Here is a 25,727-nt window from a genome sequence, read left to right as displayed (position 1 = left end):
TTTTATGAGTATAAAACCTGACTAAATAGGTAATTTTTGTGGCTCAGATGTATTTTTATTACTCTGCGATGAATGCAGGGAAATCCACTACTTTATTACAATCTTCTTTTAACTATCGTGAACGTGGAATGAATGCTGTCATTTTTACGGCTGAAATTGATCATAGAGACGGCATTGGAAAAGTTAGTTCTCGAATCGGCCTGCAATCTGATGCACATTTATATAGTGATCAAACGGACATGTTCGATTCTATTAACACTTTAAATGCGCAAGAAAAAATTCACTGCATCATGATTGATGAGTGCCAATTTCTTTCTAAGCAACAGGTTTACCAACTGACAGAAGTCGTCGATAAATTACACATTCCTGTGCTTTGCTATGGGTTGCGTAGTGACTTTTTAGGTGAGCTATTTGAAGGTAGCCAATATCTATTAGCTTGGGCAGATAAATTAATTGAGTTGAAAACGATTTGTCATTGTGGACGAAAGGCTAACATGGTGATCCGTACTGATGAGCATGGCAATGCTATCGCAGAAGGTGATCAAGTGGATATCGGTGGTAATGACCGTTATGAATCTGTATGTCGCTTGCATTATAAAGAAGCATTAGGGAAATAAGCGTCTCGACGGCTGTTTCTAACCACCAAAGCTTTAAAACTAAAAATCCGCAGATAAAAAATATCTGCGGATTTTTTTACAACATGAATAACGAACCGTTATACGCTTAGAATTGCGGTTTAGCCGCAAATTGTTTAGCTGCGTAAGCAACACGTTCTGCTGCTTTAGGGTATTCTGCTGGTGTACCTAGGCTTTCAATATGCTGCAGGCGAGGCAGTAAACCTGCACCATTAGCAATTTGAATCGCAAGCCCTGGGCGAGCATTCAGCTCAAGTACCATTGGGCCTTCTTCTTTATCGAGTACCATATCGGTGCCCATGTAACCTAAGCCTGTCATTTCCCAAGCGCTTGATGCTAACGTAAGCAGCTTTTCCCAGTTAGGTACGACTAAGCCATTTAAAGGTTTGTCAGTATCAGGGTGATGGGTGATAGGGCGGTCAAATTGAACAGCACGAACCGCTCGGCCTGTTGCAATATCTAAGCCCACACCTACAGCGCCTTGGTGCAAGTTTGCTTTACCGTCCGAAGCGGCGGTTGAGCAACGCATCATGGCCATAACAGGGTAGCCTTTAAACACGATAACGCGGATATCCGGTACACCTTCATAGCTGTAACCATCAAATGAAACGTCATCAAATTTAATTAGGTTTTCCACCACAGCAACATCATTCTTGCCACCGAGTGAAAATAAACCGGCTAGAGCATTACTAATATGACGCTCAACATCTTCTTTATTAATTGCCTGGCCAGATGGTTTGATATACACCCCATCTTTATGCGAAATAATAACTAAGATACCTTTACCGCCTGAACCACGAGCTGGTTTAATCACAAAGCCCGGCCAGTTTTCAACCATGGCATGAATGCGTTTGACTTCAGCTTGTTGTCCAATCACACCAATTAGTTTGGGTACGGTTGCACCATGTTCTTGAGCAATGATTTTTGTTTTTAACTTGTCATCAACTAAAGGGTACTTTGAACGGTCGTTGTAGCGCCCAATATAGGCGCCATTACGTTTGTTCATGCCCATTATGCCTTTGGCATTCAGTTTTTGAGGAGACGTAAACATTGAAAACATAGCTTAGTCCTCCGCAAGTGGCTTGAATCTTTTTAGTTCCAGTAGACGATAGCCTGTGTAGTTACCTAGCGATAAGATACAAGCTAAAACAATGAACTGAGTACCAATGAAGTTAAAGGTTACATGCTGAACATAAGGGTTGGTCATTGCGAGGTAGATAAGTACCGCAGTCAATAATGAACCACCACCTTGCATGAACACTTCTTTAGCCCCTTCTTCTTCCCAAAGAATAGACATACGCTCAATCGTCCAAGACAAAATAATCATTGGGAAGAACGTAATGGTTAAACCTTGAGTTAAGCCAATGTTGAACGACACAATGGTAAACACAGATATGATTAAAATAACCGTTATGATTACTGCCGATATTCGAGAAACTAAGAGTAGATTTAACTTAGATAAGTAGCCTCTTATCACCAGTCCAGTTCCGACAATTAATAAGAAACCAATAATACCTGGTAATAATTGTGTTTGAACGAAAGCAACGGCAATAAGCACTGGCATGAAGGTACCAGAGGTTTTCAAGCCAATTAAGACACGTAAGAACACTACAATCAGAGCACCGATAGGGATCAACATGATGGTTTTAAACATCGATTGTTCTTCTAGCGGTAAGCTGTGAATAGAGAAGTTTAATAAGTTATCGGCAACGACTTTCTGCTTAGTTGCTTTACTTGGCGTGATATCTTGCGAAATCATTGAGTAGAACACTTTACTGTGCTTACCACCAATAACATCCAATAAAGACACGTTCGATTCATCCCAAATGAGCATGTTGCTTTGAACGCCTTGCTCATTGTTTTCAGGGTTGAATAACTGCCATGCTTTACCATCCCACACTTCGATCATAGGAATGATTGATTGGCGACGACGTCCATCTTCTAATTCAACAACACCAACGGTTTTGTTATAAATTTTAGACGTAGCAAGTAATTTAGAAATGGCTTCAACTTTGCTGAAATCATCCAAAAGTAACGATGCATTTTGGTTATCTGGATCGTTAAATTGCTTAATTAATTCGCGAGTAAAAGTGATGTTATCTGCTGATCGCTCAGAAGCTTGATCTCTAATCGCTGTAACTGCCGCATCTTGCGGGCCGGTAAAGGTTGGTGTCGCAAGGTCTTCTTCCACCGGTGGAATAGCAGAAACGCTCGCTTGTGGATCCACTAAGAATTGGGTTTTGTAATAAATCGTTTGTGGACCTTTAGCATCACGTATCGACCATTCAGCACGACGACCAGTTTCGGTGTTGATGTATGAAAGACCATAGCCTGGCGATGAAGCACTTTCATCGATAAGCGTGAAGTTATCTTGTGTATGAGGGGCGGCTAAAGATACTTTAACAGGACCTCCAGATGCAACGAACTCAACGCGAGCTTCTATATCCCAAATTTGTCTTGATTCACCTGGAGTCCACGGCACACCATAGTCTTGATGACGCATGATGCTCAGAGTTATCCCTGTGATGACAAGTATGGCGATGAGAAAATAAAATGGCACTCTAGACGTCATAACTTTTCCTTAAACCTGTCTAAATTAATTATTGTTATTGAAATTTATTGTTTGAATTACTTTTTTGTCGATTTCGATTCTATGAACTCACGACTGACATCAACGAACGCAACATCTTGAATAAACTCACGTCCTAATAGAATAGGATAATCCATCTGGGAACGATCGGCTAAGGTAAATTGCGCTTTTTCATGCACACTACCAATTTTTATCCATAATTCGACAACGGGTCGGCGCTCTAAAGAGTTGGTACTTGATTGGCGAATCTTCACATGGCGAACAATCGGAGCTTCAACCCATTTACGATCTTTGGCTTCGGTTTCATTGTCAGACACATGAAATTTAACCCATTTCTTGCCATTACGCTCAAATTCTTGCATATCAACGGCATTAATTGAGGACGTGGTCGCACCGGTATCGACACGAGCAGTGAAATCGCTTTTAACCACATCAATATAGACTTTTTCTAGTGAACCTAATGTCACCATACCTGGTCGACTTTGTGGTTCCAAATCAGCAACGACAACATTGGAAGAAGAAGGGGGAGTCGTTGCAGCTTGAGTGCTTTTTTTACTGACTGCATAACGTTGTTGATGTTTCTTTAAGAGTTCGACTTCATTGCTTAAATTAATGATCTCAGATTCTAAACTGTCAATATAGTCGGTTTGTTTATCCATGTTTGAATCTAATTCGGCAATTCTATTGGTAATATTTTGTTCACTTTTACTCACAGCATCGATGGTTTTTTGCGAATACTCTTCATTCCCCAAAAGAGCACAGCCAGAGAGTAAAGTAAAAACGGCAAGAGTTATCGTATATTTGAGCATGTTAACTATTATTACCTTTATAAGTGATTGTTGTTTAAAGTTTAACGTATCTAAATCTTGCCGTGAACCACTTGAATGTTAAGCTTCAGTGATTATCACGTTTAAACTTTACGGATTGGTCGCAATTAAAATGGCGCGTCTCGGTGCAGGATAACCTTCAACTGTTTTCGATGGGTCTGCGGGATCGAGATAATCGGGTAATGAATTATGCGTCATCCAATTGGTGCTGCGTTGCTCTTCTGTTGAGGTGATATTTTCATCAACAATTTTCACATCAACAAACCCGGTTTTTTCTAACCATACTTTTAATGCTTTGGCAGAAGGGAAGAAGTAAACATTTCGCATCTGTGCATAGCGATCCACTGGTACCAGAACCGCATTTTCATCACCTTCAATCACCAAAGTCTCTAGCACTAATTCGCCACCTGGGACTAATTGATTCTTTAATTGTTGGAGGTGGTCAAGAGGGGAGCGGCGATGATAAAGCACACCCATGCTAAATACCGTATCGAATGCTTTTAATTCAGGAAGTTGCTCAATGCCAAGAGGAAGGAGATGAGCGCGTTGATCATTACCCATTAATCGACGAATGGCTTCAAATTGGATTAAGAATAAATGTGATGGATCAATACCCACACACATTCTTGCCCCTGCGCCAAGCATGCGCCACATGTGATAACCATTACCACAACCCACATCAAGAACAGAACGATGAGTTAGGTCGGAGATATGAGGAAGTACACGATCCCATTTCCAATCAGAACGCCATTCCGTTTCAATATCTAAACCATGAGCATGGTAAGGGCCTTTTCGCCAAGGGTGGAAGGTTCTTAATAAGCTCTCGAGTTTCTTTTGTTCGCCAATCATCAAAGGTTCGCTGTTTGTGATACGAACCTCGGTGTCTAGAACGATATTATCAGGCTGGATATCAGAAATTTTATTAAGCGCTTTTACCCAACGTTCAAAGTCGCCATGCTCTGCATTTTGCCAATCAGTCAGTTGTTGAGGCAAGATATTAAGCCAAGGTTGTAATCGTTGGTCTTGAGCAATAAGTTGATAAAAATTGGCAAAATTAAACATAATATTCTTTCTTAAACGTAAAAGTGTGTAATGAGTGCGTTGAGTTTGGATGCGTGATTATTTAATCGCAAACATTGAACCGAAATTGAAGCATTGGAACCAGACTTCATAACTACTGAACCCGATGTTTTTGAATCTCTCTTTATGGCTACTAATAGGATCGGGTTTCATGACATTTTCAATCGCACTACGCTTTTGGCTGATTTCTAATTCACTGTAACCATTAGCACGTTTGAAGTCGTGGTGAAGATCAATTAAAAGCTCATTCGCCACATTGTTTTCAAATATGTATTTTTCAGACAGAATTAAGATCCCACCAGGGCGCAAACCCGCGTAGATTTTTTCAAGTAAGCTTTGCCTGTCTTCAGGAGAGAGAAATTGTAATGTGAAGTTCAACACCACGACCGAGGCATTTTCAATATGAATATCTCGGATATCAGCTTCGATGACGTTAACCGGAGTGTCGGAGCGATAAGCATTAATGTGTAATTTACAACGTTCAACCATAGCAGAAGAATTATCTACAGCGATGATTTGACAATTTTCTTGGTCAATATGACGGCGCATCGACAAGGTAGCCGCACCTAATGAACAACCTAAATCATAAACATTTGAATTTGGTTTAGCGAAACGTTCAGCAAGCATACCAATCGCAGAAATGATGTTGCTGTAACCCGGTACCGATCGTTGGATCATATCAGGAAAAACTTCAGCGACTCTTTCATCAAAAGTAAAGTCACCCATTTTTTCGATTGGGGCAGAAAAAATTACATCACGCTGGCTCATTACAACTCACTATTTCAAATTAGGTAGAACGACGTTGAATATGCGTTTATTTTAAGGGAAGTCAGCTACTAGCGCTATTGAGATTCTGCTTTATTTTGTTTTATTTCATCCTTCATACTAAATAGCACCTAATTTGTTCAGTCTGAGGTGATCTTTTGAGCATTATTATTCCCTTTTGAACTGAATTTAATGATTACTTTCGTGGATGTTGGCGAAAGGAATTGGGTAAGTTATGAGCGGTTATGCCATATTTGTCTGCTTTCGTTGTGAAAAGCTGAGAATTTATGTCACAGGTGGTCGATTTTTGCCTGCATTCCAAGTATAAATAACAAAAGTTTTTTGTGTGTAGCGCTATGCCTGCACACTTTCATCAATTATAGAAGAAATTGGGAAATTCATTATGCGCACCCAGTATTGTGGTCACCTGAACACGTCCCTTGTTGGACAAACTGTAGAACTTTGCGGATGGGTTAATCGCCGTCGTGATTTAGGCGGTCTTATTTTTATCGATATGCGTGACCGCGAAGGGATTGTTCAGGTTGTTATCGATCCAGATATGACTGAAATTTTTGCAGATGCAAACCAACTGCGTAATGAATTTTGTATTAAATTGAGTGGTGAAGTTCGTGCTCGCCCGGATAGCCAAATCAATAAAGATATGGTTACTGGTGAAGTGGAAGTTTATGCCACCGGTCTTGAAATCATCAACCGCTCTGAAGCGTTGCCACTTGATTTCAACCAAACTAACTCAGAAGAACAGCGTCTGAAATACCGTTACATCGATTTGCGTCGTCCAGAAATGAGCGATCGTATTAAATTGCGCGCGAAAGCATCAAGCTTTGTACGTCGTTTCTTAGATGATAATGGTTTCCTTGATATTGAAACACCAGTACTGACGAAAGCAACACCTGAAGGTGCGCGCGATTACTTAGTCCCGAGCCGTGTTCACAAAGGCAGCTTTTACGCATTGCCACAATCACCACAACTATTTAAGCAGTTGTTGATGATGTCTGGTTTTGACCGTTACTATCAAATCGTAAAATGTTTCCGTGATGAAGATTTACGTGCTGACCGTCAACCAGAATTTACTCAAATCGATATTGAAACATCGTTCATGTCGGCCGAACAAGTTCGTGGCGTCACTGAAACCATGGTGCGCGATATGTGGCAAGAGCTGCTAAACGTTGACCTTGGTGATTTCCCTATCATGCCATTTTCTGAAGCGATTCGTCGTTTTGGTTCTGATAAACCAGATTTACGTAACCCGCTTGAACTTGTCGATGTAGCTGATTTAGTGAAAGACGTTGAGTTTAAAGTATTCTCGGGCCCTGCGAACGATGAAAAAGGTCGTGTCGCTGTGATCCGTGTACCTGGCGGTGCATCACTCTCTCGTAAGCAAATTGATGAGTACGGCAGCTTTGTCGGCATTTATGGCGCGAAAGGCCTTGCTTGGATGAAAGTGAATGATCTAACCGCAGGTGTTGAGGGGATTCAATCTCCAGTCGCTAAATTCTTAAATGAAGAAGTGATTAACGGTATTTTAGAGCGTACGGGTGCGCAAACGGGTGACATCATTTTATTTGGTGCAGATAAAGCCAACATCGTATCAGAAGCCATGGGTGCACTACGCGTTAAATTGGGTAATGACCTAGAATTGACCGATAGCGCAGCATGGAAACCACTTTGGGTGATTGATTTCCCAATGTTTGAGCAAGACGATGAAGGGAACCTGCATGCGATGCACCACCCATTTACTTCACCGCTCAACATGACGGCAGAAGCGCTTAAAGCTAATCCAGCATCAGCGATTTCAAATGCGTACGACATGGTCATTAATGGCTATGAAGTAGGTGGTGGTTCGGTTCGTATTCATAATACAGAAATGCAATCAGCTGTTTTTGACCTGCTTGGCATTGAAGAAACGGAACAACGCTTGAAGTTTGGCTTCTTGCTAGACGCTCTAAAATACGGCACACCACCACACGCAGGCCTTGCATTTGGTCTTGACCGTTTGGTGATGCTGCTTTGTGGAACCGATAATATCCGTGATGTGATTGCATTCCCTAAAACAACCGCAGCCGCTTGCCCATTAACCAATGCGCCAAGCCTTGCAAATCCAGCTTCGTTAGAAGAGTTGGCAATTGCGGTTACTGCAGCAAAAGAACAACAAGCTTAATATTGCGTTACTAAGTTAAGCCGCAGTAACTTACCTTTAAACACCCACATTTGATTGATGTGGGTGTTTTTGTTTATTTAGCTCGTTATACTCCTTATATACATTCAATAAACAAGGGACAGAATGTCCATTATTCTTGGAATCGATCCGGGTTCTCGTATCACCGGTTATGGCGTGATCAGACAAGAAGGTCGTCACTTATATTATTTAGGAAGTGGATGTATTCGTACTTCTGAAAATGCTTTGCCTGGGCGGTTGAAACAAATCTATGCGGGTGTTTCAGAAATCATTACCCAGTTCCAACCAGATGTGTTTGCGATAGAGCAAGTTTTCATGGCAAAAAATGCCGATTCTGCCCTAAAGCTAGGCCAAGCAAGAGGCAGCGCCATTGTTGCGGCAGTGAATGCCGATTTACCAGTATTTGAATATGCCGCTCGTTTAATTAAGCAAGCGGTTGTCGGTACTGGCGCGGCAGATAAAACGCAAGTTCAACATATGGTAAAAAGTATGCTGAAGTTACCTGCAAGACCGCAAGCTGATGCTGCCGATGCATTAGGTGTCGCCATTTGCCATGCCAATACCAATAAAACCTTGGTTGCTTTGGCCGGTAAAGCCAGTAACGTTCGAAGAGGGCGATACCGTTAAAATATTGTCGTCGCATTAATATGTACTGGATGTTTATCCAGTTAATTATTATGATATACCCAAGTAACCTCCCAAAAAGGAAAACAATGTGATCGGTCGTTTACGTGGAACTCTCGTTGAAAAGCAGCCACCAGAAGTGCTAATTGAAGTATCAGGCGTCGGGTATGAAGTACAAATGCCAATGAGTTGCTTTTATGAGCTTCCAAACGTTAATGAAGAAGCCATCATCTATACACATTTTGTAGTAAGGGAAGATGCTCAGCTGCTTTATGGGTTTAACACGGTAAAAGAACGAGCATTATTTCGAGAAGTGATTAAAGCGAATGGTGTTGGCCCTAAACTGGGTTTAGCCATCCTTTCGGGAATGACGGCTTCTCAATTTGTAACCTGTGTAGAGCATGAAGATGTCACCACATTAGTTAAACTTCCTGGTGTAGGTAAAAAAACTGCAGAACGTTTAGTGGTTGAAATGAAAGATCGACTTAAAGGCTGGGTCAGCCATGATCTTTTCACCCCCGCAACTGATGCCGCCCCAATTGATTCAATTGCAGATTCTAGAACATCCCATAACGCAGAAGATGAAGCGGTAAGTGCACTTATTTCTTTAGGCTATAAGCCTCAAATGGCTTCTAAAGTGGTTGCTCAAGTGGCAAGTGCTGATATGACAAGTGAAGCTATCATTCGTGATGCGCTAAAGTCGATGGTATAAGGTAACTGATAATGATTGAAGCCGATCGCTTAATTGCTGCTGATAATCCAACTTTTCGTGATGAAGATATTATTGATCGCGCGATTCGACCAAAGCGACTCGCTGATTATCGAGGTCAAGACCATGTCCGTGATCAAATGGAGATATTCATTAAAGCGGCGCAACAACGTAGTGAACCGCTCGATCACTTATTAATATTTGGACCACCGGGGTTAGGTAAAACAACACTTGCCAATATTGTCGCCAATGAAATGGAAGTGAATATTCGTACCACTTCAGGCCCGGTACTTGAAAAAGCGGGCGATCTTGCGGCTTTACTCACGAACCTTGAAGAAAATGATATTTTATTCATCGATGAAATCCATCGTTTGAGTCCTGTAGTGGAAGAAATACTTTACCCTGCAATGGAAGATTATCAGCTCGATATTATGATAGGGGAAGGTCCTGCAGCTCGTTCAATAAAAATAGATTTACCGCCGTTTACTTTGATTGGCGCTACGACACGAGCGGGCTCACTAACCTCGCCATTAAGAGATCGTTTTGGGATTGTGCAACGGTTAGAATATTACAAAGTGAAAGATCTCCAATATATTGTTAAGCGTAGTGCCGATTGTTTAGGGCTTTCAATGGAAGAAGAAGGGGCACTTGAAGTTGCTCGCCGTTCACGAGGCACTCCTAGGATTGCAAACCGCTTATTACGTCGGGTACGTGATTATGCGGAAGTCAAAGGTAATGGGCACATTTGTCCAGACACTGCTGATAAGGCACTAAATATGCTGGATGTTGATAATCAAGGTTTCGATTATATGGACAGAAAGTTATTACTCGCGATTATGGAGAAATTTAGTGGTGGGCCCGTTGGGTTAGATAACCTAGCCGCTGCGATTGGTGAAGAAAAAGATACCATTGAAGATGTCATCGAACCTTATCTTATTCAGCAAGGCTATTTACAACGAACGCCAAGAGGAAGAATCGCCAGTGATAGGGCGTACTTACATTTTGGGATCGATAAATAGCACAAATTATTGAGCGATAAAGTAAAAAGAGTAACGAATCATTTGTTACTCTTTTTTTATACTTGCATCTCAAAGTGGCTGCACTAAAATTCGCATCTTCATTATAGATTCAGACACTAAGCATTTATTTTCAATAAAAAATTTTAATGAGAAGCCTATATTCATATAAGTGAGTTAAGGTGATAGAAATTGAGACAGTTTCTAAGGTCAAATAACGATGAAAATAATGCAGAAACCTTTTGAAACATTTGTGCTTAGTGAGTAATATTAGCGACAACTATATTAGGCGATGCTTAACAAAAAAATAACCATTTTGGCACATTTTTGCAACAAGGGAGACTGAGTTGCTCGTGTCTTTTACTTTAACCATCCTGATCGTTTGACTGTGTTCGTTTATCGACCTCTGATAATGACGTAAAAAGGAGTTACCATGATTGATGTTGTTGATCTATCGCGGTTGCAATTTGCAATGACAGCGATGTATCACTTCCTATTTGTTCCTTTGACTCTTGGTATGGCATTTTTGCTTGCCATCATGGAGTCAGTGTATGTAATGACTGGGAAGCAAATCTATAAAGATATGACCAAGTTCTGGGGTAAGCTTTTCGGTATAAACTTTGCCTTAGGGGTTGCAACAGGTTTAACGATGGAATTCCAGTTTGGTACTAACTGGTCATACTATTCTCATTATGTCGGTGATATTTTTGGTGCGCCTTTGGCCATTGAAGCGTTAGTTGCCTTCTTTGTTGAATCAACCATGGTAGGTTTATTCTTTTTCGGTTGGGATCGTTTATCGAAACGTCAACACTTACTGGTTACTTGGATTGTTGCTGTAGGTTCAAACTTCTCAGCACTTTGGATTTTGATCGCTAATGGTTGGATGCAAAACCCAGTAGGAGCAAACTTCAACTACGAAACCATGCGTATGGAAATGGTGAGCTTTTCTGAAGTGATCTTTAACCCTGTAGCGCAAGTGAAATTCGTACATACAGTTTCAGCTGGCTATGTTTGTGGTGCCATGTTTATCCTTGGTGTGAGTGCATACTACCTAATTAAAGGTCGTGATATTCCTTTTGCTCGTCGTTCGTTTGCGATTGCAGCATCATTTGGTATGGCGGCAATTCTTTCAACTCTCGTTCTGGGTGATGACTCAGGTTATGAGTTAGGTGATGTACAGCAAGCGAAATTAGCGGCAATTGAAGCAGAGTGGCATACAGAGCCCGCTCCAGCGTCATTTACGGCGTTTGCAATTCCAAGCCAAGATGAAATGACCAACAAATACGCCATTCAAATTCCATATGCATTGGGTATCATTGCGACTCGTTCGTTGGATAAACAAGTAAAAGGCATTTCTGAACTTGAAGTGGAACACGAAGCTCGTATTCGTAACGGTATGATTGCCTATGGTTTACTTGAAAAACTGCGTTCAGGTGATCGATCTGAAGCGAATGTTGAAGCGTTCGATGCAGTGAAGAAAGATCTTGGTTATGGCTTATTGTTGAAGCGTTACACTGAAAATGTGTCTCAAGCGTCTGAAGTTCAAATCCAAAAAGCAGTAAAAGATTCTATACCAACGGTTTGGCCGCTTTTCTGGTCATTCCGCATCATGGTTGCTTGTGGTGTGGTTATGCTAGTGGTATTTAGCTTTGCATTTGTACAAACTTGCCGTCAGCGTATTGGGCAACACCCGTTATTACTGAAAGCTGCTCTATTTAGTATTCCGCTACCATGGATTGCTATCGAAACAGGCTGGTTTGTCGCTGAGTATGGTCGTCAACCTTGGGCGGTAGGTGAAATTCTACCGACAAATGTAGCGGCTTCTGCACTCTCTCGTGGTGAAATTCTAACGTCAATTTTTGCAATAATTGCACTGTATACGTGCTTCTTAATTGCGGAAGTTTACTTAATGGTTAAATTCGCACGTAAAGGTCCTAGTAGCTTAAAAACAGGACGTTATCATTTCGAGCAAAACGATACCTCTTTAGAAGGTAAAGTGACTCGCGATGTTGAAGCATAAGCAGGGGATAATTCATGTTTGATTACGAAATATTACGATTCATTTGGTGGGCATTAATCGGGGTGTTATTTATCGGTTTTGCTATCATGGATGGATTTGACATGGGCGTTGGTGCACTTGTACCGTTTATTGGTAAAACAGATACTGAACGCCGTGTGATGATCAATACCATTGCACCTCACTGGGATGGTAACCAAGTTTGGTTAATCACCGCTGGTGGTGCTTTGTTCGCAGCATGGCCAACGGTTTATGCAACGTCATTCTCTGGCTTCTACTTAGCCATGATTTTAACGCTTGCGGCATTGTGGTTACGCCCACTTGCACTGGATTACCGTTCAAAATTAGAAGATGAAAAATGGCGTGGCCTTTGGGATGTATGTATCTCAATCAGTGGCTTTGTACCGCCTTTAATCTTCGGTGTGGCATTTGGTAATTTGTTACAAGGTGTACCATTTGAACTGAATGAACTGATGATGTCGCAATATCATGGTAACTTCTTTGGCTTATTGAACCCATTTGGTCTCTTATGTGGTTTAGTCAGTGTTTCTATGTTTGTGCTTCAAGGTTCAACTTGGTTACAAATGAAGACCAGCGGAGATGTTTATAATCGTGCTCGTACTGTCTCACTGATCACTGGCCTACTACTGACCGTTTTATTTGTGGCGGCTGGTTTTTGGGTTCAACATATTGATGGCTACGTAGTGAAAAGTGTTATTGATGGTAATGCACCATCGAACCCTCTTCTAAAAGAAGTGGCTCGTGAACCCGGTGCATGGATGGCAAACTTCGCGACTTATCCATTAATGTGGATTGCTCCTGTGCTTGGTGTTGTGATGCCAATTCTTGTTCTGCTTGCAACAAAAGCAGAGAAGGGCGGGTTTGCATTCTTATTTTCAAGCCTTGCAATTGTAGGTGTCATATTAACGGCTGGTTTTGCAATGTTCCCATTTGTAATGCCATCAAGTTTGAATCCAAATGACAGCTTAACCATGTGGGATTCAACATCAAGTTTGTTAACCCTTGAGATCATGACCGTAGTTGCTGCCGTCATGGTGCCAGTGATTTTGGGTTATACTTCATGGTGTTACTACAAAATGTTTGGTCGTATCGAAAACAAATTTGTTGAAGATAATAAACATTCACTATACTAAGGAGCAATTAATATGTGGTATTTTGCTTGGATTCTAGGCGTTTTACTTGCCTGTGCATTCGGTATTATTAATGCTCTTTGGTTAGAGCACTCAGAAATGATGGACGAGGATCGTGATTAATATTAGTCAAAAAATGACTGATATACACTCTCCAATGGATAGGGCTCTTTTTAGAGCCCTGTTTTTTATTGCAGTGGTGTTCCATATCAGTATGTTTATGTGGGAACCGAAATCTTACGCGAACGAAGTTGGCGGGTTTAATCTATGGATAACGGTTCTATTTACTTGGTCACTTTGCAGTGCATTAATCTATAGTGTGGGGTTCAAACCTATCCTATGGGTATGGCAAATACTGTTTAGTCCTTATTGGTCAGGCATTATTTTAACGTACTTTACGTGGATGTATTTTTTACATAATTGATACTTTCAGTGGATATTAAGTAGTCAAATGATGCTTAATTAAATAAAAAACTTGCTTATGTTATTATTCAATTACATAACTTACTGTATAGTGATTCACACTAATAATGAAATGGGTAAGGAGTAACGTGTCACAGCAATTGCAAAGCACATTTAAATGGCCGATAACCATTTATTATGAAGACACCGATGCAGGTGGTGTCGTTTACCATTCTAATTATCTAAAATTCTTTGAGCGTGCTCGTACAGAAATGTTGCGCGCTCAAGGTGTTTCACAATTCACTCTACTTGAACAAGAGATTGGCTTCGTAGTACGTCATATTGATATAGATTATATTCAAGGGGCTAAACTAGATGAAAATCTCAATGTCTTAACATCTATTGTTAATTTACGTAAAGCTTCTATCACATTTTGTCAGGAATTAGTTAATCTTGATGGTAGAATCTTGTGTAAAGCAATGGTTAAGGTAGCCTGTGTCAACATCACAAAGATGAAACCACAAGCTATTCCAAGCTCAATTATGTCGGGGTTCGCCAGTGTCAGCTGAAATTTCAATTTTTGACCTTTTTTTACAAGCCAGTTTACTGGTTAAATTAGTTATGCTCATCCTTTTAGGGATGTCAGTATTATCTTGGGCGGTCATTCTAAAAAGAAGTAAAATTCTTAACAATGCATCGAAAAATGCCAATCACTTTGAAGAAAAGTTTTGGTCAGGCGTTGATCTTTCGCAGCTGTATCATGAAGTGAAAGCACGTAAAAATAACATCACAGGATCAGAGCAGATTTTCTACTCTGGTTTTACAGAATTTGCACGCTTAAGAAGAACAAATGGCGCTTCTGCCGACTACGTGATGGAAGGTGCTGGTCGTGCAATGCGCGTAACATTGTCTAAAGAAATGGATGAACTTGAAAATCAACTTCCTTTCTTAGCCACGGTTGGTTCTATCAGCCCGTATATCGGTCTTTTTGGTACAGTGTGGGGGATCATGACGTCTTTCATCGCTCTAGGCCAAGTAAAACAAGCCACCTTAGCCATGGTTGCTCCAGGTATTGCCGAAGCATTGATAGCGACAGCAATGGGTCTATTTGCTGCAATCCCAGCTGTAATGGCTTATAACCGTCTAAGTAATCAAGTGTCAAAGTTAGAGCATAATTACGCGACGTTTGCAGAAGAGTTCCACAGTATCTTACATCGTCAAGTTATGACGGAGCACAAGGATTAATTATGGCGGGTTATGTTCGTAAAAAACGCCAATTAAAAGCAGAAATCAATGTGGTTCCATACATTGATGTAATGCTGGTATTGCTGATTATTTTTATGGTGACCTCTCCATTTGTAACCCAAGGTGTTGAAGTGGATCTGCCTAAAACAGAATCAGCGAAACCTGCATCAGATATTGCAGGTGATTCCGACGCGAGCTTTATAATTGTTGAAGTGGATAAGCAAGGCAATCTTGGCGTGAGTGTTAACGACCAAGATATGGTGCGTGGCTTATCTATGAATGAAGTGATCACCAGAGTGAAGGCCGAGCGTTCGATTTCACCAAAATCTCCTGTCGCGGTAGGAGGCGATCAGCAAACCTCTTACGCCGATATCGTACTAGTATTGGATCAGCTTAACAAAGCGGGCATAGAAAAAGTCGGTTTGTTGACAGATATTAAAGAGAACGGCTAACTTGTTGATGCTTAATAAGGAATATAAATCAGCGGTATTGATCTCACTGGCCTTGCATGTTGTGTTATTTGTGCTTTTGCTTGGTGGTTCATGGTTTTCTGATTCGGAAAAAAAACCTCAGCATAAAATGGTTGAGGCTGTTGTTATTGATCCTAAAGCAATAGAAAAACAAGCGAAAAGCATCAATAAGCAGCGTGACGCAGCGAAGAAAGCAGAACAACAACGTGTCGAGAAGTTACGAGAGCAAGCTGAACGACTCGAACAAAACCGTAAAAAAGAAGAAGCACGTTTAAGAAAGCAACAAGAAGACAAAGTGTTGGCTGACAAACAAAAACGTGAAGAAGAGAAAAATCGTCAGCTTGCTGAGAAACAAAAACAAGCCGATGAAGAGAAAGCTAGAATAGAAAAAGCGAAGGCCGAAAAAGCAAAAGCAGAGAAAGCTGAAGCGGATAGAAAAGCCAAAGAAGCATTAGCGGCTAAGGCAGCTGCTGAGAAAAAAGCAGCCGATCAAGCTAAAGCTGTGGCAGATGCTAAAGCGAAGGCAGAAGCAGACGCTAAAGTGAAAGCTCAAGCCGATGCAAAAGCTAAAGCGGATGCTAAAGCCAAAGCAGATGCCAAGGCAAAAGCCGATGCAGCGCAAAAAGATAAATTAGCTCGTGAGAAAAAAGCGCAAGAAGCAGCATTGAATGATATCTTCTCCGGCTTAGAGGCTGAGAATGAGCAAATCTCTGTAGCAAGACAGCGTTATATCCAGAGCAAGTTAGATGAATATGGTGCAATTTATACCCAAATGATCCAAGATAAATTGTTAACCGAAGATTCATTTAATGGCAAATCATGCAAGATTAATATTCGACTGGTGCAAGCAGGTAAAGGCGCTATTGTAAGTAAAGTATCGACAATAGACGGTGATTCAAGGCTCTGTTCAGCAGCAAAACGCGCTGTTGCACAAGTAGGGACATTCCCGTTACCAACAGAACAAGACGTGGTCGACCAATTGAAAAATATTAATCTGACGGTCGAACCAAAATAAAAAGGAATTATCAGTGATAAAACGCATATTGTTAGGATTGTTTATCATAATGACTGCAAGCCAAACGGCAAATGCAGCACTTGAACTTGTCATCACTGAAGGCGTGAATTCGGCACGCCCAATTGGTATTGTGCCTTTTAAATGGGAAGGCCCGGGTCAACCTTCGCAAGATGTTGCAGCGGTAATTGCCTCTGATTTACAACGTAGCGGTAAATTTAGCCCAGTAGCAACATCAAAAATGCCACAAACACCTTATACCGACTCTGATATTAACTTTTCAGCGTGGAATAATATTGGAGTCGACTCGGTCGTAACCGGATCGATTTCTAAAGACTCGGATGGCCAGTATGTGATTCAGTATCATTTAGTGGATATTGTTCGTGGACAATTAACTAATGGCGAAAATAAAGCATTAGATGAAAAGGGTAACCTTGTGTTATCTAAAGATTATGTTTTATTTAGTAAGCGCGCAGTGGTTCCAGAAAAGCGTTTACGCGAATACGCACATCGCATTTCAGATCTTGTTTATGAGAAGTTAACCGGCGAAAAAGGTGCATTTTTAACACGTATCGCCTATGTTGTTGTTAATAATAAAAGTAACTATCCGTATCAGCTTAGAATCGCCGATTATGATGGCTACAATGAACGCTTAGTTTTACGTTCAAAACAACCATTGATGTCACCAGCTTGGTCACCAGACAGCAATAAGCTTGCTTATGTGAGTTTCCAAACTGGGCGCTCAGAACTTTATATGATGGATATCTATACTGGTAAAACAGAAGTGTTAACATCATTCCCAAGGCATAATGGTGCACCAGAGTTTTCGCCCGATGGCAAAAAGTTAGCGCTGGTATTGTCAAAAACAGGAACGTTACAAGTTTACATATTGGATCTCCAAACTCGTAAGTTACAACAAATTACGAATGGACGTACTAATAACACTGAACCATTCTGGATGCCAGATGGTCAGTCACTCGTATTTACTTCAGATAGGGGCGGGTTACCGCAAATCTATAAAGTGAATTTGTCGAATCAATCTACAACACGATTGACTTGGCAAGGTAGTCAGAATCTTGGTGGGCAGGTTACCCCTGATGGCCGATTCTTAATTATGGTGAATCGTAATCAAGAAGGGTTTAATATTGCTAAACAAGATCTGGAAACAGGGGCAGTTCAAGTGCTAACAAAAACGCAGTTGGATGAGTCTCCGAGTCTTGCGCCAAATGGTAGTATGGTGGTATATAGTTCCATGTTTAATGGGCAAAATGTATTATCCATGGTGTCTATCGATGGTCGATTTAAAGCCAGACTACCGGCAACAAATGGGAGAGTAAAAGCTCCTGCTTGGTCACCATTTTTATAATAAATATAGTTTGACAATATAAGGAAGAAATATATGCAACTTAATAAGATTCTAAAAGGGCTACTAATCGCACTACCACTATTAACAGTAGCGGCTTGTAGTTCAAGTGATGACGCAGCAAACGCATCTGATGCACAAACTACAGCGCAAGACGCAGCAGTAGCGACAGCAGTAGACAAAGCTGATGCACTTTCTGAGCAAGAGCAACTTCAACAAAAACTTCGTGAAAACTCGACTGTTTTCTTCAAGTTCGATAACTCTGAAATCTCTTCTGAGTACGAAGATATTCTAGCTGCACACGCTAAATTCCTAAGCAACATGCCTAACGTTAAAGTAACTATCGAAGGTTATGCTGATGAGCGTGGTACTCCAGAGTACAACATCGCACTAGGCGAGCGTCGTGCTGAAGCAGTTTCTAAATACCTACAAGCTCTAGGTGTTCAAGCTGATCAAATCTCTATCGTAAGCTACGGCGAAGAAAAACCTTTAGAAATGGGCCAAACAGAATCGGCTTATTCTAAAAACCGTCGTGCAGTTGTCGTTTACTAATACGGACGATAACTTATGTTTGGTAACTTAAAGCGAGTTGTTACGCTTACGTTACTAGTGAGTGCAGCGAGCCCAGTGCTTGCTGCACCTGCTCCAGTATCTGACCTCAATGACTCTATCCCTACGGCTTCTGGTCAATCAGAAACCAACGCTCAGCGTTTGCAACGTTTGCTAGATAATAGCAACCGTGTTCAGGCTCGCTTGCAGCAACAGGTCGATAATCAAGAGGCAGAGTTGAGTAGCTTTCGTGGCACTATTGAGCGTAATAATTATGAAATGAAGCAGATGGTTGAACGCCAACGCCAACTTTTCGTTGAATTAGATCAGTTACGCACCGAAGTGAACAACTTAAAATCTGCACCAACTGCGTCAGCTTCTGTCTCTGGAGCTTCAGCTGCTGTTTCCTCTGAAGCAGTAAAAGCAACGGGTTCAGAACAAGATGCCTATCAATCTGCCGTGGATTTAATCCTAAAAGATCGAAATTATGATGGCGCTATTACGGCATTTAAAGATTTCCAAGCTAAATATCCAAATTCTGGCTATTCAGCAAATGCTCATTACTGGTTAGGGCAGCTTTATTTTGCGAAGAAACAAGATGTTGATTCTGCAAAAAGCTTTGCCGCCGTTGTGAGTGATAAAGATTCACCTAAGCGTGCTGATGCTTTAGTGAAATTAGGTGACATTGCAAAGCGTAATAATAATGCGAAAGCAGCCAATAAATATTACCAACAAGTCATCACAGAATACCCAAATTCTTCTGCTGCGAAATTAGCTCAAAGTAATTTGTAGTTAGCGGGCACAATAGAATCAAAAACCATCGCCTATGTTGTGATGGTTTTTTCGTTTCAGAAGCCTTAAAAATTAAGTCATCGTATTCACTGTCACGATTTAAGTGAAATAATTTAGAAATCATTTCAATAAGTGTACAATGACCAAATTATTAGAATTTGCGTAGAGTAATAGCAATGGCGCACATATCAGACACCATCGACACTGTTTACCCATTTCCACCTAAGCCTGTTCCACTGACTGCCGAACAAAGTGCACAACACGTAGAACGTATTAAAGCATTACTGATCGAAAAAGATGCAGTATTGATCGCTCACTATTATACCGATCCAGAAATTCAAGCATTAGCGGAAGAAACGGGAGGCTTTGTTGGCGACTCATTAGAAATGGCCAAGTTTGGTAACCGCCATCCAGCTTCAACGTTAATTATTGCTGGTGTGCGCTTTATGGGCGAATCGGCCAAAATTCTCACGCCAGAGAAACGTATTTTAATGCCAACGCTCAAAGCCGAATGCTCACTTGATCTAGGCTGCCCGGCTGATAAATTTACTGAATTTTGTGATGCACACCCTGATCATACTGTCGTTGTTTACGCCAACACCTCTGCTGCTGTGAAAGCGCGTGCAGATTGGGTTGTGACATCAAGTATCGCTTTGGAAATCGTTGAACATTTGGACTCAGAAGATAAGAAAATCATCTGGGGGCCTGACCGCCATTTAGGCTCATATATTGCCAATCAAACCGGTGCAGAGATGCTGTTATGGCAAGGTGAATGTGTCGTGCATGATGAGTTTTCGGCAAAAGCATTAAAAGACATGAAAGCATTGTATCCAGATGCGGCTGTATTGGTTCACCCTGAATCACCAGCCAGTGTGGTTGAACTTGCCGATGCTGTTGGCTCGACCAGTCAGCTGATTAAAGCCGCTAAGACGTTGCCTCATCAAAAGCTCATTGTGGCAACGGACAAAGGCATTTTCTTTAAGATGCAGCAACTTGTTCCAGAGAAAGAGCTGGTTGAAGCCCCAACCGCAGGTAATGGTGCAACATGCCGCAGCTGTGCACATTGTCCGTGGATGGCCATGAATGGCTTAAAAGCGATTGAAAGTGCATTAGCTGAAGGCGGAGAAGAACATGAAATCTTTGTTGATGAAGAAACGCGTGTTAAGTCATTAATTCCTCTTAACCGAATGTTAGACTTTGCTGAATCATTGAATTTAAAAGTCAAAGGCAACGCGTAAAGAGCAAAATTAAATCCATCATATTTTAAACGCTCCACCCTGTATTTCAGAGTGGAGCGTTTTTGTTATGTGTTTACGCTAAACGTTATTAATGATTCGATTGATGTGCCAGTTGAGATCCACGCTGAGTCAAACCGCATAGCATGACAGGAATAGCATTGTAGATTTCTTGAAATTCATCTAAGCCAGTTAAACCTTGATCAGAAAGCGTCATAATGGCCGTTTCTGGATCGTAAAGCATACTAATAGAAAGTAAAACACCACCTAATAAGGCGCTATCTTCGCTGTCTTCAGGCATTAACGTTTCCCAATCATCGCGAGATAACTGCCAGCCTTGTAATAAGCCTTCAGCAAAATCTCGAACCGACTCTGTCACCACTTCTTCTTCATCCAATTCATAGCCTTCTGGCCACGTCCATGTATTTTCAAGTAGTGCTGGGTGAATTTGATTCCATTGCTCGATAACCAATTCAGCATACAGCTCAAATTGTTCAGGCGTTTCAAATGGAGCTGTTTCACCACCACCCCATAAGTAGGGTAGCCATTCAGCGGGATCAAGAAGGTGAGGCGCTGCGGCCATTGCGGTCACAAAACCAAGCGTTTGCTCGGCATTCAATAATTTATTGTCGTATTCAGGTTGGTTCAATAATTCAGTTAAGGTCACAGTCATTACTCATTTACAAAATATGGCTTAATGATAGCAACTAGAAGCAAATGAAAATAGTTTGAAGTGATAATTGCTGTGAATAAGCCAAATATTAACCACTTGAGCATGATTCTGGTGAAAATGGAGTTAAACACTTGACCTCGCTACGTAGAATCATTAAATTAGCGCCTCGTTAAGTTTAATGCTTAACCAAAATACGGTGAGTTGTCCGAGTGGCTGAAGGAGCACGCCTGGAAAGTGTGTATACGGCAACGTATCGAGAGTTCGAATCTCTCACTCACCGCCACATTCGAAGCCCTAGCAGAAATGCTGGGGCTTTTTTGTTATGTAGATCTCTACATTTTCTGTATCTCCCATCGCCATATCCAATTGAGTCATATATCATTATAAACAAATGACTTACCTATGGTTTTTCTATGTCTCAAACCCTCGATGTTTATAACCAAAAAGCTGAGCAATTTGTTGACCAATATGATTCCGTTACTTTTGAATCGGTTCATAAATCTTGGCAAGAATATTGGCCTCAGTCAGGCTATAAGATCTTGGATATAGGCGCTGGTTCTGGACGTGATTCACGTTGGTTTGTGAATCAAGGTTGCTCTGTTGTGGCAGTAGAACCTTGTGAAAATTTGCGCCAATTAGGACAGAAAAACTCACCAAGCTCTATTCAATGGGTTGGGGATTACTTACCAGATTTCACCAGTGCGGAAGCCTTGTCTCGACAATTTGATTTGATCTTATTATCTGCGGTTTGGATGCATATTCCTGTTGGGCTACGTCCTGCTTCATTAAAGGTTTTAGCTAAATTATTAAATGCTCAAGGTAAGATTATAGTTACACTGCGTCATGGTGACTTTGATGATGGACGAGAAGGCTACGGTGTCTCGATGAAAGAAATTGAAAATTTAGCCAGACAAGTGGGCTTGATGATATGTCATCAGTCTGGTTCTGATGATGTATTGCAGCGTAACTCAGTGATTTGGGAAACGGTTGTATTAAGACAACAAAATTAGAGTGAATATGACGCTAATTCATCACCAACAGCAGTTAGATTTTATTGCCTATATTCAACGTTTGCTTGTAGAAGGTGACTTTTCTGCAACTTATAAGTTTGCGTTATTACATGCGTTAGCTGATGTGTGTGTTGAGCAGCCGCTGGTATATGAGAATAGCGAATTAAATGTTTCACTCGATTTGCTCGCTGAAAAGCTTATCGTGTTGTATTGGCACCATGCTGCACCATTTTCATCAGAACACACTGGTGAAATGGCTCTACTTAAACAGAATAGTGGAGGACAATCTAAAGTTATTTCGGTGCTTTATGAATGCCAACAAAATAATATTCGCAGTTTACGAGCCTTAAAACAAAGTGCGTATTGGCCAAGTGTATTTAAAGCTGCTATGAAAACCTTAACAGATGGGCCACTCTGGCGTTTGCAAATTCTCGCCAAACAGGAAGAATGCTTTCTTTATCCTCATATTAAAGGCCAATCAAACATTACGTTAAAGCCGGGTATTGCTTCCTGTTTTAGACGTTTTTATGATTTGGTTGTTTATTTAGCTAAAAATTCGTGGCTACAAAAAATTCAGAATATTAAGCATAATCAAAGTTTAATTGGCCCACAAAGTCAGTTGCATGATTTTCTATTTGGCTTAGACCGCAACGCATTAGGTAAAGCCAAACCAGTGCTAGAAGAATTACAACGAGGTCTGTGTTTCTACTGCCAAAAGCCGTTAAATGGCAACACAGAGGTTGATCACTTTATTCCGTTTGCTCGTTATGCCAATGACTTAGGACATAACTTTGTTGCCGCTCATCGTGTTTGTAATAACAATAAACGTGATTTTCTAGCAGCGCAGAAACATAGAGAGCACTGGGAAGACCAAAACCTAGTACAGTTTAAAGCAACGATTGAATCTGAGTTGAGTGCCTATTTTCATTGCGATGTTGATAAGTCTCGTGCAGTAAGTAATTGGGCCTATCAAGTCGCAAACAGTAATGGCGCAAAACTTTGGTTGGCAAAAGATAGCTTTGAATTAGCGACAAGCCAACCATTACAATATAGTCAACCATTGGGTTTAGTAGCTGAAAAACCAGCTAAATATGAATAGTGTGTTGATTCTTTTAAGATCGAGTATAACGACATCGCGGAAAGCTTTCACATCCATAAAATTGACCACCAGCATTTGCGCCTTTTTTCGCTGTTCTCAGCACTAGGCTTGAGTGACAAATAGGGCACTGTGGTATTGTTGAAACGTTATTAACCCTAACTTTATCGTCGCTAGTATCTTTTTGTTTTTTAATTTTGTGTAATTGGTGACGGAGTTGCGAACCATTAATCAGTTAAAATGGCTTATTCAAAGCAAACTTTTGAGCCTCAAGAGTAAAGTCCCCAGTTGTGATGACAATCATTTTCACGGCATTATTATCGATTAATACACCATATAACTCCCTTAAAACTTGTATCCCTACTTTCTGTGAACTCCAGTGTTATCACCACTTTCCCCACCACGCTCACATTCGCACTTTCTTTTTTATCAATACGCATAAAAGTGTCGACAATGTTCTTGACATTACCACTTTAGATCGCCTATTTTATCACCATTAAGTTTATATTGTTGACACTTTGTGTTGATGGTAAGAGTGAAATTACGATGAATGTAGCCAGTAAAACGCAGTTAGAACCTAAAGAAAACACCAAGTCAGAAAGCTTGACCGAGTATTTAATCGAAGCGATTGTTAATGGTGAGATTGAACCGGGGAGTAAAATCTCTGAACCTGAACTGGCCAAGCGTTTCTCGGTCAGCCGTGGGCCATTACGTGAAGCGATTATGCGAGTAGAAGGGTTGGGGCTGATTGAGCGTATTCCGCATATCGGCGCGAGAGTCACCACCTTTTCACCCAAGAAATTGCTTGATCTATATGCGGTGCGTGAAGCATTGGAAGGCATGGCAGCACGGTTAGCGGCTCGGCTTATTACCGATGAAGAAATTGATGCCCTTGAGCAAGTATTGTCGACACATTCAAAACACATACAAGATTCAGAGGGGCAATCATATTTTCATCAACATGGTGATTTTGATTTTCACTACTGCATTATTAAAGCCAGTCGTAACGAACAATTGATCACCTTGTTGTGTGGTGAGTTGTACCACTTGTTACGCATGTATCGTTATCAGTCTCCACGTTCACATTCTCGTCCAAACGATGCCCTAAATGAACACCAATTTATTTTCCAAGCGATTAAAAACCGTGATGAAGAATTAGCGGAAATGCTGATGAGAAGACATATTTCAGGCAGCCGTATCTTGATTGAACAGCAAATCAAAAACACAGATTAGGAGATCCACAATGGCAAATGAACAAGGCCACAATCAGTTAGCATCGCTTGAAAAGCGCTTAACTCCAGGTGAAAAATTCAGACAAGCAGTGAAAGATAATAACCCGCTGCAAATTGTCGGTACGATCAATCCATATTGCGCCATGATGGCAAAAAATATTGGTCATCAAGCGATTTACTTATCTGGCGGCGGTATTGCAAATGCGTCATATGGGTTACCTGATCTTGGTATCACGACATTAAATGATGTACTGGTGGATGTAGAGCGTATTACCAACGCGTGTGATTTACCGTTAATGGTCGATATTGATACCGGATTTGGTGGTGCATTTAATATTGCTCGTACCATCAAAGCGATGGAAAAAGCAGGGGCAGCAGCGGTACACATGGAAGATCAAGTGGCACAGAAACGTTGTGGTCACCGCCCAAATAAAGCCATTGTTAGTCAAGATGAAATGGTCGATCGCGTGAAAGCGGCGGTAGATGCTCGCACTGATGACAGCTTTGTGATCATGGCAAGGACGGATTCATTGGCAATTGAAGGCATTGATAAAGCGATTGAACGTTCGATTGCTTATGTAAAAGCGGGGGCGGATATGATCTTCCCTGAAGCGATGAATAAGCTTGAACAATATCAACAGTTTTCTCAGGCGCTAGAACAAGCTGTGGGTCGCCCGGTACCCATTCTCGCTAACATTACCGAATTTGGACAAACCCCACTGTACAGTGGTGAACAACTCGCAGCTGTCGGTGTCGATATGGTGCTGTATCCGTTAAGTGCCTTCCGCGCCATGAACAAAGCTGCAGAAAATGTGTATAAACATTTGTTAGTAGAGGGCAATCAAGAAGCGCTGCTTGATCAAATGCAAACGCGTAAAGAGTTGTATGAACACCTGAAATACCATGATTATGAAGATAAGTTGGATCAACTGTTTTCTGGAAAAGAGTAACGAGTCCCGTGACGCTTTGTTGTGCGCCTAACCGTCATCCCGGAAGCGAGGAATGAGCTGTCTGGGATCTGTATACAACGCGTGGTG

At 41.2% G+C, this 25,727-nt stretch carries 28 protein-coding genes, 1 tRNA gene and 1 pseudogene; 22 read left to right on the top strand and 8 right to left on the bottom strand.

The genetic code is table 11. The annotated features are described in order from the left end of the window. Positions 1-38 precede the first annotated feature (38 nt). Positions 39-617 carry a thymidine kinase gene (locus tag A1QC_RS09810; protein ID WP_017024751.1) on the top strand — a complete coding sequence of 193 codons (579 nt, stop codon included), beginning with the start codon at positions 39-41 and terminating at the stop codon, positions 615-617. Positions 618-723: 106 nt separating this feature from the next. Here the strand turns inward: A1QC_RS09810 and A1QC_RS09805 are convergent, their stop codons facing one another. The 5 genes from A1QC_RS09805 to cmoA all read right to left on the bottom strand — a co-directional run bounded on the left by A1QC_RS09805 (position 724) and on the right by cmoA (position 5,900). Continuing rightward, positions 724-1,695, bottom strand: coding sequence for an alpha-L-glutamate ligase-like protein (locus A1QC_RS09805; protein ID WP_017024750.1), 972 nt, complete (start codon positions 1,693-1,695; stop codon positions 724-726). 3 nt (positions 1,696-1,698) lie between these two features. Then, positions 1,699-3,207, bottom strand: a complete 1,509-nt coding sequence (locus A1QC_RS09800) for an inactive transglutaminase family protein (protein ID WP_017024749.1) — start codon at positions 3,205-3,207, stop codon at positions 1,699-1,701. Positions 3,208-3,263: 56 nt separating this feature from the next. Further along, positions 3,264-4,034 (bottom strand): ATP-dependent zinc protease family protein, encoded by a 771-nt coding sequence (locus A1QC_RS09795; RefSeq protein ID WP_017024748.1) that lies wholly within the window; start codon positions 4,032-4,034, stop codon positions 3,264-3,266. A 108-nt stretch (positions 4,035-4,142) separates the two neighbouring features. Further along, positions 4,143-5,114 (bottom strand): tRNA 5-methoxyuridine(34)/uridine 5-oxyacetic acid(34) synthase CmoB, encoded by a 972-nt coding sequence (cmoB, locus tag A1QC_RS09790; RefSeq protein WP_017024747.1) that lies wholly within the window; start codon positions 5,112-5,114, stop codon positions 4,143-4,145. A 57-nt stretch (positions 5,115-5,171) separates the two neighbouring features. Then, the gene (cmoA, locus tag A1QC_RS09785) at positions 5,172-5,900 is read right to left on the bottom strand and encodes a carboxy-S-adenosyl-L-methionine synthase CmoA (protein ID WP_017024746.1); all 729 of its coding nucleotides are present in this window, start codon (positions 5,898-5,900) and stop codon (positions 5,172-5,174) included. 400 nt (positions 5,901-6,300) lie between these two features. Between cmoA and aspS the strand changes: the two genes are divergently transcribed. The 16 genes from aspS to nadA all read left to right on the top strand — a co-directional run bounded on the left by aspS (position 6,301) and on the right by nadA (position 20,682). Continuing rightward, positions 6,301-8,076 (top strand): aspartate--tRNA ligase, encoded by a 1,776-nt coding sequence (gene aspS / locus A1QC_RS09780; protein ID WP_017024745.1) that lies wholly within the window; start codon positions 6,301-6,303, stop codon positions 8,074-8,076. 123 nt (positions 8,077-8,199) lie between these two features. Continuing rightward, complete coding sequence (gene ruvC / locus A1QC_RS09775) at positions 8,200-8,721, top strand: crossover junction endodeoxyribonuclease RuvC (RefSeq protein WP_017024744.1); 522 nt, start codon at positions 8,200-8,202, stop codon at positions 8,719-8,721. A gap of 88 nt (positions 8,722-8,809) precedes the next feature. Next, positions 8,810-9,430, top strand: a complete 621-nt coding sequence (gene ruvA / locus A1QC_RS09770) for a Holliday junction branch migration protein RuvA (protein WP_017024743.1) — start codon at positions 8,810-8,812, stop codon at positions 9,428-9,430. Between the two features lie 11 nt (positions 9,431-9,441). Continuing rightward, positions 9,442-10,446 (top strand): Holliday junction branch migration DNA helicase RuvB, encoded by a 1,005-nt coding sequence (ruvB, locus tag A1QC_RS09765; RefSeq protein ID WP_017024742.1) that lies wholly within the window; start codon positions 9,442-9,444, stop codon positions 10,444-10,446. Positions 10,447-10,876: 430 nt separating this feature from the next. Continuing rightward, entirely contained in the window at positions 10,877-12,463 is a 1,587-nt protein-coding gene (cydA, locus tag A1QC_RS09760) for a cytochrome ubiquinol oxidase subunit I (RefSeq protein WP_017024741.1), read from the top strand. 14 nt (positions 12,464-12,477) lie between these two features. After that, positions 12,478-13,614, top strand: a complete 1,137-nt coding sequence (gene cydB, locus A1QC_RS09755; RefSeq protein ID WP_017024740.1) for a cytochrome d ubiquinol oxidase subunit II — start codon at positions 12,478-12,480, stop codon at positions 13,612-13,614. Positions 13,615-13,626: 12 nt separating this feature from the next. Beyond that, entirely contained in the window at positions 13,627-13,734 is a 108-nt protein-coding gene (cydX, locus tag A1QC_RS09750; protein WP_017024739.1) for a cytochrome bd-I oxidase subunit CydX, read from the top strand. A 13-nt stretch (positions 13,735-13,747) separates the two neighbouring features. Next, the gene (locus tag A1QC_RS15845; RefSeq protein WP_141706003.1) at positions 13,748-14,035 is read left to right on the top strand and encodes a cyd operon YbgE family protein; all 288 of its coding nucleotides are present in this window, start codon (positions 13,748-13,750) and stop codon (positions 14,033-14,035) included. Positions 14,036-14,162: 127 nt separating this feature from the next. Continuing rightward, the gene (gene ybgC / locus A1QC_RS09740; RefSeq protein WP_017024737.1) at positions 14,163-14,582 is read left to right on the top strand and encodes a tol-pal system-associated acyl-CoA thioesterase; all 420 of its coding nucleotides are present in this window, start codon (positions 14,163-14,165) and stop codon (positions 14,580-14,582) included. Continuing rightward, complete coding sequence (tolQ, locus tag A1QC_RS09735) at positions 14,572-15,258, top strand: protein TolQ (RefSeq protein ID WP_017024736.1); 687 nt, start codon at positions 14,572-14,574, stop codon at positions 15,256-15,258. The genes ybgC and tolQ overlap by 11 nt, the downstream gene beginning before the upstream one ends. A gap of 2 nt (positions 15,259-15,260) precedes the next feature. Continuing rightward, entirely contained in the window at positions 15,261-15,710 is a 450-nt protein-coding gene (gene tolR, locus A1QC_RS09730; RefSeq protein ID WP_017024735.1) for a protein TolR, read from the top strand. A 7-nt stretch (positions 15,711-15,717) separates the two neighbouring features. Further along, the gene (tolA, locus tag A1QC_RS09725) at positions 15,718-16,743 is read left to right on the top strand and encodes a cell envelope integrity protein TolA (RefSeq protein ID WP_017024734.1); all 1,026 of its coding nucleotides are present in this window, start codon (positions 15,718-15,720) and stop codon (positions 16,741-16,743) included. Positions 16,744-16,792: 49 nt separating this feature from the next. Then, a complete protein-coding gene (tolB, locus tag A1QC_RS09720; RefSeq protein ID WP_017024733.1) occupies positions 16,793-18,106 on the top strand; it encodes a Tol-Pal system beta propeller repeat protein TolB in 1,314 nt (437 codons plus the stop codon). Positions 18,107-18,139: 33 nt separating this feature from the next. Next, entirely contained in the window at positions 18,140-18,655 is a 516-nt protein-coding gene (gene pal, locus A1QC_RS09715; protein WP_017024732.1) for a peptidoglycan-associated lipoprotein Pal, read from the top strand. 15 nt (positions 18,656-18,670) lie between these two features. Beyond that, positions 18,671-19,444: a tol-pal system protein YbgF gene (gene ybgF, locus A1QC_RS09710; protein WP_017024731.1), complete on the top strand. Its 774-nt coding sequence runs from the start codon at positions 18,671-18,673 to the stop codon at positions 19,442-19,444. 176 nt (positions 19,445-19,620) lie between these two features. After that, positions 19,621-20,682 carry a quinolinate synthase NadA gene (nadA, locus tag A1QC_RS09705; RefSeq protein ID WP_017024730.1) on the top strand — a complete coding sequence of 354 codons (1,062 nt, stop codon included), beginning with the start codon at positions 19,621-19,623 and terminating at the stop codon, positions 20,680-20,682. Positions 20,683-20,770: 88 nt separating this feature from the next. Here nadA and A1QC_RS09700 read toward each other — a convergent pair whose 3' ends face one another. Beyond that, entirely contained in the window at positions 20,771-21,352 is a 582-nt protein-coding gene (locus tag A1QC_RS09700) for a UPF0149 family protein (protein ID WP_017024728.1), read from the bottom strand. Between the two features lie 195 nt (positions 21,353-21,547). On the opposite strand from A1QC_RS09700, the gene A1QC_RS09695 reads away from it, so the two are divergent. The 3 genes from A1QC_RS09695 to A1QC_RS09685 all read left to right on the top strand — a co-directional run bounded on the left by A1QC_RS09695 (position 21,548) and on the right by A1QC_RS09685 (position 23,461). Then, positions 21,548-21,635: transfer RNA gene (locus A1QC_RS09695), tRNA-Ser, on the top strand. Between the two features lie 130 nt (positions 21,636-21,765). Further along, entirely contained in the window at positions 21,766-22,362 is a 597-nt protein-coding gene (locus A1QC_RS09690) for a class I SAM-dependent methyltransferase (protein ID WP_017024727.1), read from the top strand. A 7-nt stretch (positions 22,363-22,369) separates the two neighbouring features. Continuing rightward, positions 22,370-23,461 (top strand): HNH endonuclease, encoded by a 1,092-nt coding sequence (locus A1QC_RS09685; protein ID WP_017024726.1) that lies wholly within the window; start codon positions 22,370-22,372, stop codon positions 23,459-23,461. 13 nt (positions 23,462-23,474) lie between these two features. Here the strand turns inward: A1QC_RS09685 and A1QC_RS15840 are convergent, their stop codons facing one another. Then, on the bottom strand, positions 23,475-23,582 hold the full coding sequence (locus A1QC_RS15840; RefSeq protein WP_431305845.1) for a topoisomerase DNA-binding C4 zinc finger domain-containing protein: 108 nt from the start codon (positions 23,580-23,582) through the stop codon (positions 23,475-23,477). 111 nt (positions 23,583-23,693) lie between these two features. Beyond that, a pseudogene (locus A1QC_RS15835) lies at positions 23,694-23,825 on the bottom strand (restriction endonuclease); the annotation flags it as partial. A gap of 179 nt (positions 23,826-24,004) precedes the next feature. Here A1QC_RS15835 and A1QC_RS09680 point away from each other — a divergent pair. After that, positions 24,005-24,691: a GntR family transcriptional regulator gene (locus A1QC_RS09680; protein WP_017024725.1), complete on the top strand. Its 687-nt coding sequence runs from the start codon at positions 24,005-24,007 to the stop codon at positions 24,689-24,691. A gap of 10 nt (positions 24,692-24,701) precedes the next feature. After that, a complete protein-coding gene (prpB, locus tag A1QC_RS09675) occupies positions 24,702-25,640 on the top strand; it encodes a methylisocitrate lyase (protein WP_017024724.1) in 939 nt (312 codons plus the stop codon). The last annotated feature ends 87 nt before the right edge of the window (positions 25,641-25,727 follow it).

The organism is Vibrio rumoiensis 1S-45 (genome assembly GCF_000286955.2).
GTDB classification, from domain to species: domain Bacteria; phylum Pseudomonadota; class Gammaproteobacteria; order Enterobacterales; family Vibrionaceae; genus Vibrio; species Vibrio rumoiensis_A.
Note: the sequence above shows the minus strand (reverse complement) of the source record. Positions and strands in the feature narration are given on the sequence as shown.

What these genes read in the sequence shown, in the direction of transcription:
- A1QC_RS09805 (WP_017024750.1), bottom strand. Translation starts at nt 1,695, where the DNA reads ATGTTTTCAATGTTTACGTCTCCTCAAAAACTGAATGCCAAAGGCATA.
- A1QC_RS09800 (WP_017024749.1), bottom strand. Translation starts at nt 3,207, where the DNA reads ATGACGTCTAGAGTGCCATTTTATTTTCTCATCGCCATACTTGTCATC.
- A1QC_RS09795 (WP_017024748.1), bottom strand. Translation starts at nt 4,034, where the DNA reads ATGCTCAAATATACGATAACTCTTGCCGTTTTTACTTTACTCTCTGGC.
- cmoB (WP_017024747.1), bottom strand. Translation starts at nt 5,114, where the DNA reads ATGTTTAATTTTGCCAATTTTTATCAACTTATTGCTCAAGACCAACGA.
- cmoA (WP_017024746.1), bottom strand. Translation starts at nt 5,900, where the DNA reads ATGAGCCAGCGTGATGTAATTTTTTCTGCCCCAATCGAAAAAATGGGT.
- aspS (WP_017024745.1), top strand. Translation starts at nt 6,301, where the DNA reads ATGCGCACCCAGTATTGTGGTCACCTGAACACGTCCCTTGTTGGACAA.
- ruvC (WP_017024744.1), top strand. Translation starts at nt 8,200, where the DNA reads ATGTCCATTATTCTTGGAATCGATCCGGGTTCTCGTATCACCGGTTAT.
- ruvB (WP_017024742.1), top strand. Translation starts at nt 9,442, where the DNA reads ATGATTGAAGCCGATCGCTTAATTGCTGCTGATAATCCAACTTTTCGT.
- cydA (WP_017024741.1), top strand. Translation starts at nt 10,877, where the DNA reads ATGATTGATGTTGTTGATCTATCGCGGTTGCAATTTGCAATGACAGCG.
- cydB (WP_017024740.1), top strand. Translation starts at nt 12,478, where the DNA reads ATGTTTGATTACGAAATATTACGATTCATTTGGTGGGCATTAATCGGG.
- cydX (WP_017024739.1), top strand. Translation starts at nt 13,627, where the DNA reads ATGTGGTATTTTGCTTGGATTCTAGGCGTTTTACTTGCCTGTGCATTC.
- A1QC_RS15845 (WP_141706003.1), top strand. Translation starts at nt 13,748, where the DNA reads ATGACTGATATACACTCTCCAATGGATAGGGCTCTTTTTAGAGCCCTG.
- tolR (WP_017024735.1), top strand. Translation starts at nt 15,261, where the DNA reads ATGGCGGGTTATGTTCGTAAAAAACGCCAATTAAAAGCAGAAATCAAT.
- tolA (WP_017024734.1), top strand. Translation starts at nt 15,718, where the DNA reads ATGCTTAATAAGGAATATAAATCAGCGGTATTGATCTCACTGGCCTTG.
- tolB (WP_017024733.1), top strand. Translation starts at nt 16,793, where the DNA reads ATGACTGCAAGCCAAACGGCAAATGCAGCACTTGAACTTGTCATCACT.
- pal (WP_017024732.1), top strand. Translation starts at nt 18,140, where the DNA reads ATGCAACTTAATAAGATTCTAAAAGGGCTACTAATCGCACTACCACTA.
- ybgF (WP_017024731.1), top strand. Translation starts at nt 18,671, where the DNA reads ATGTTTGGTAACTTAAAGCGAGTTGTTACGCTTACGTTACTAGTGAGT.
- nadA (WP_017024730.1), top strand. Translation starts at nt 19,621, where the DNA reads ATGGCGCACATATCAGACACCATCGACACTGTTTACCCATTTCCACCT.
- A1QC_RS09700 (WP_017024728.1), bottom strand. Translation starts at nt 21,352, where the DNA reads ATGACTGTGACCTTAACTGAATTATTGAACCAACCTGAATACGACAAT.
- A1QC_RS09690 (WP_017024727.1), top strand. Translation starts at nt 21,766, where the DNA reads ATGTCTCAAACCCTCGATGTTTATAACCAAAAAGCTGAGCAATTTGTT.
- A1QC_RS09685 (WP_017024726.1), top strand. Translation starts at nt 22,370, where the DNA reads ATGACGCTAATTCATCACCAACAGCAGTTAGATTTTATTGCCTATATT.
- A1QC_RS09680 (WP_017024725.1), top strand. Translation starts at nt 24,005, where the DNA reads ATGAATGTAGCCAGTAAAACGCAGTTAGAACCTAAAGAAAACACCAAG.
- prpB (WP_017024724.1), top strand. Translation starts at nt 24,702, where the DNA reads ATGGCAAATGAACAAGGCCACAATCAGTTAGCATCGCTTGAAAAGCGC.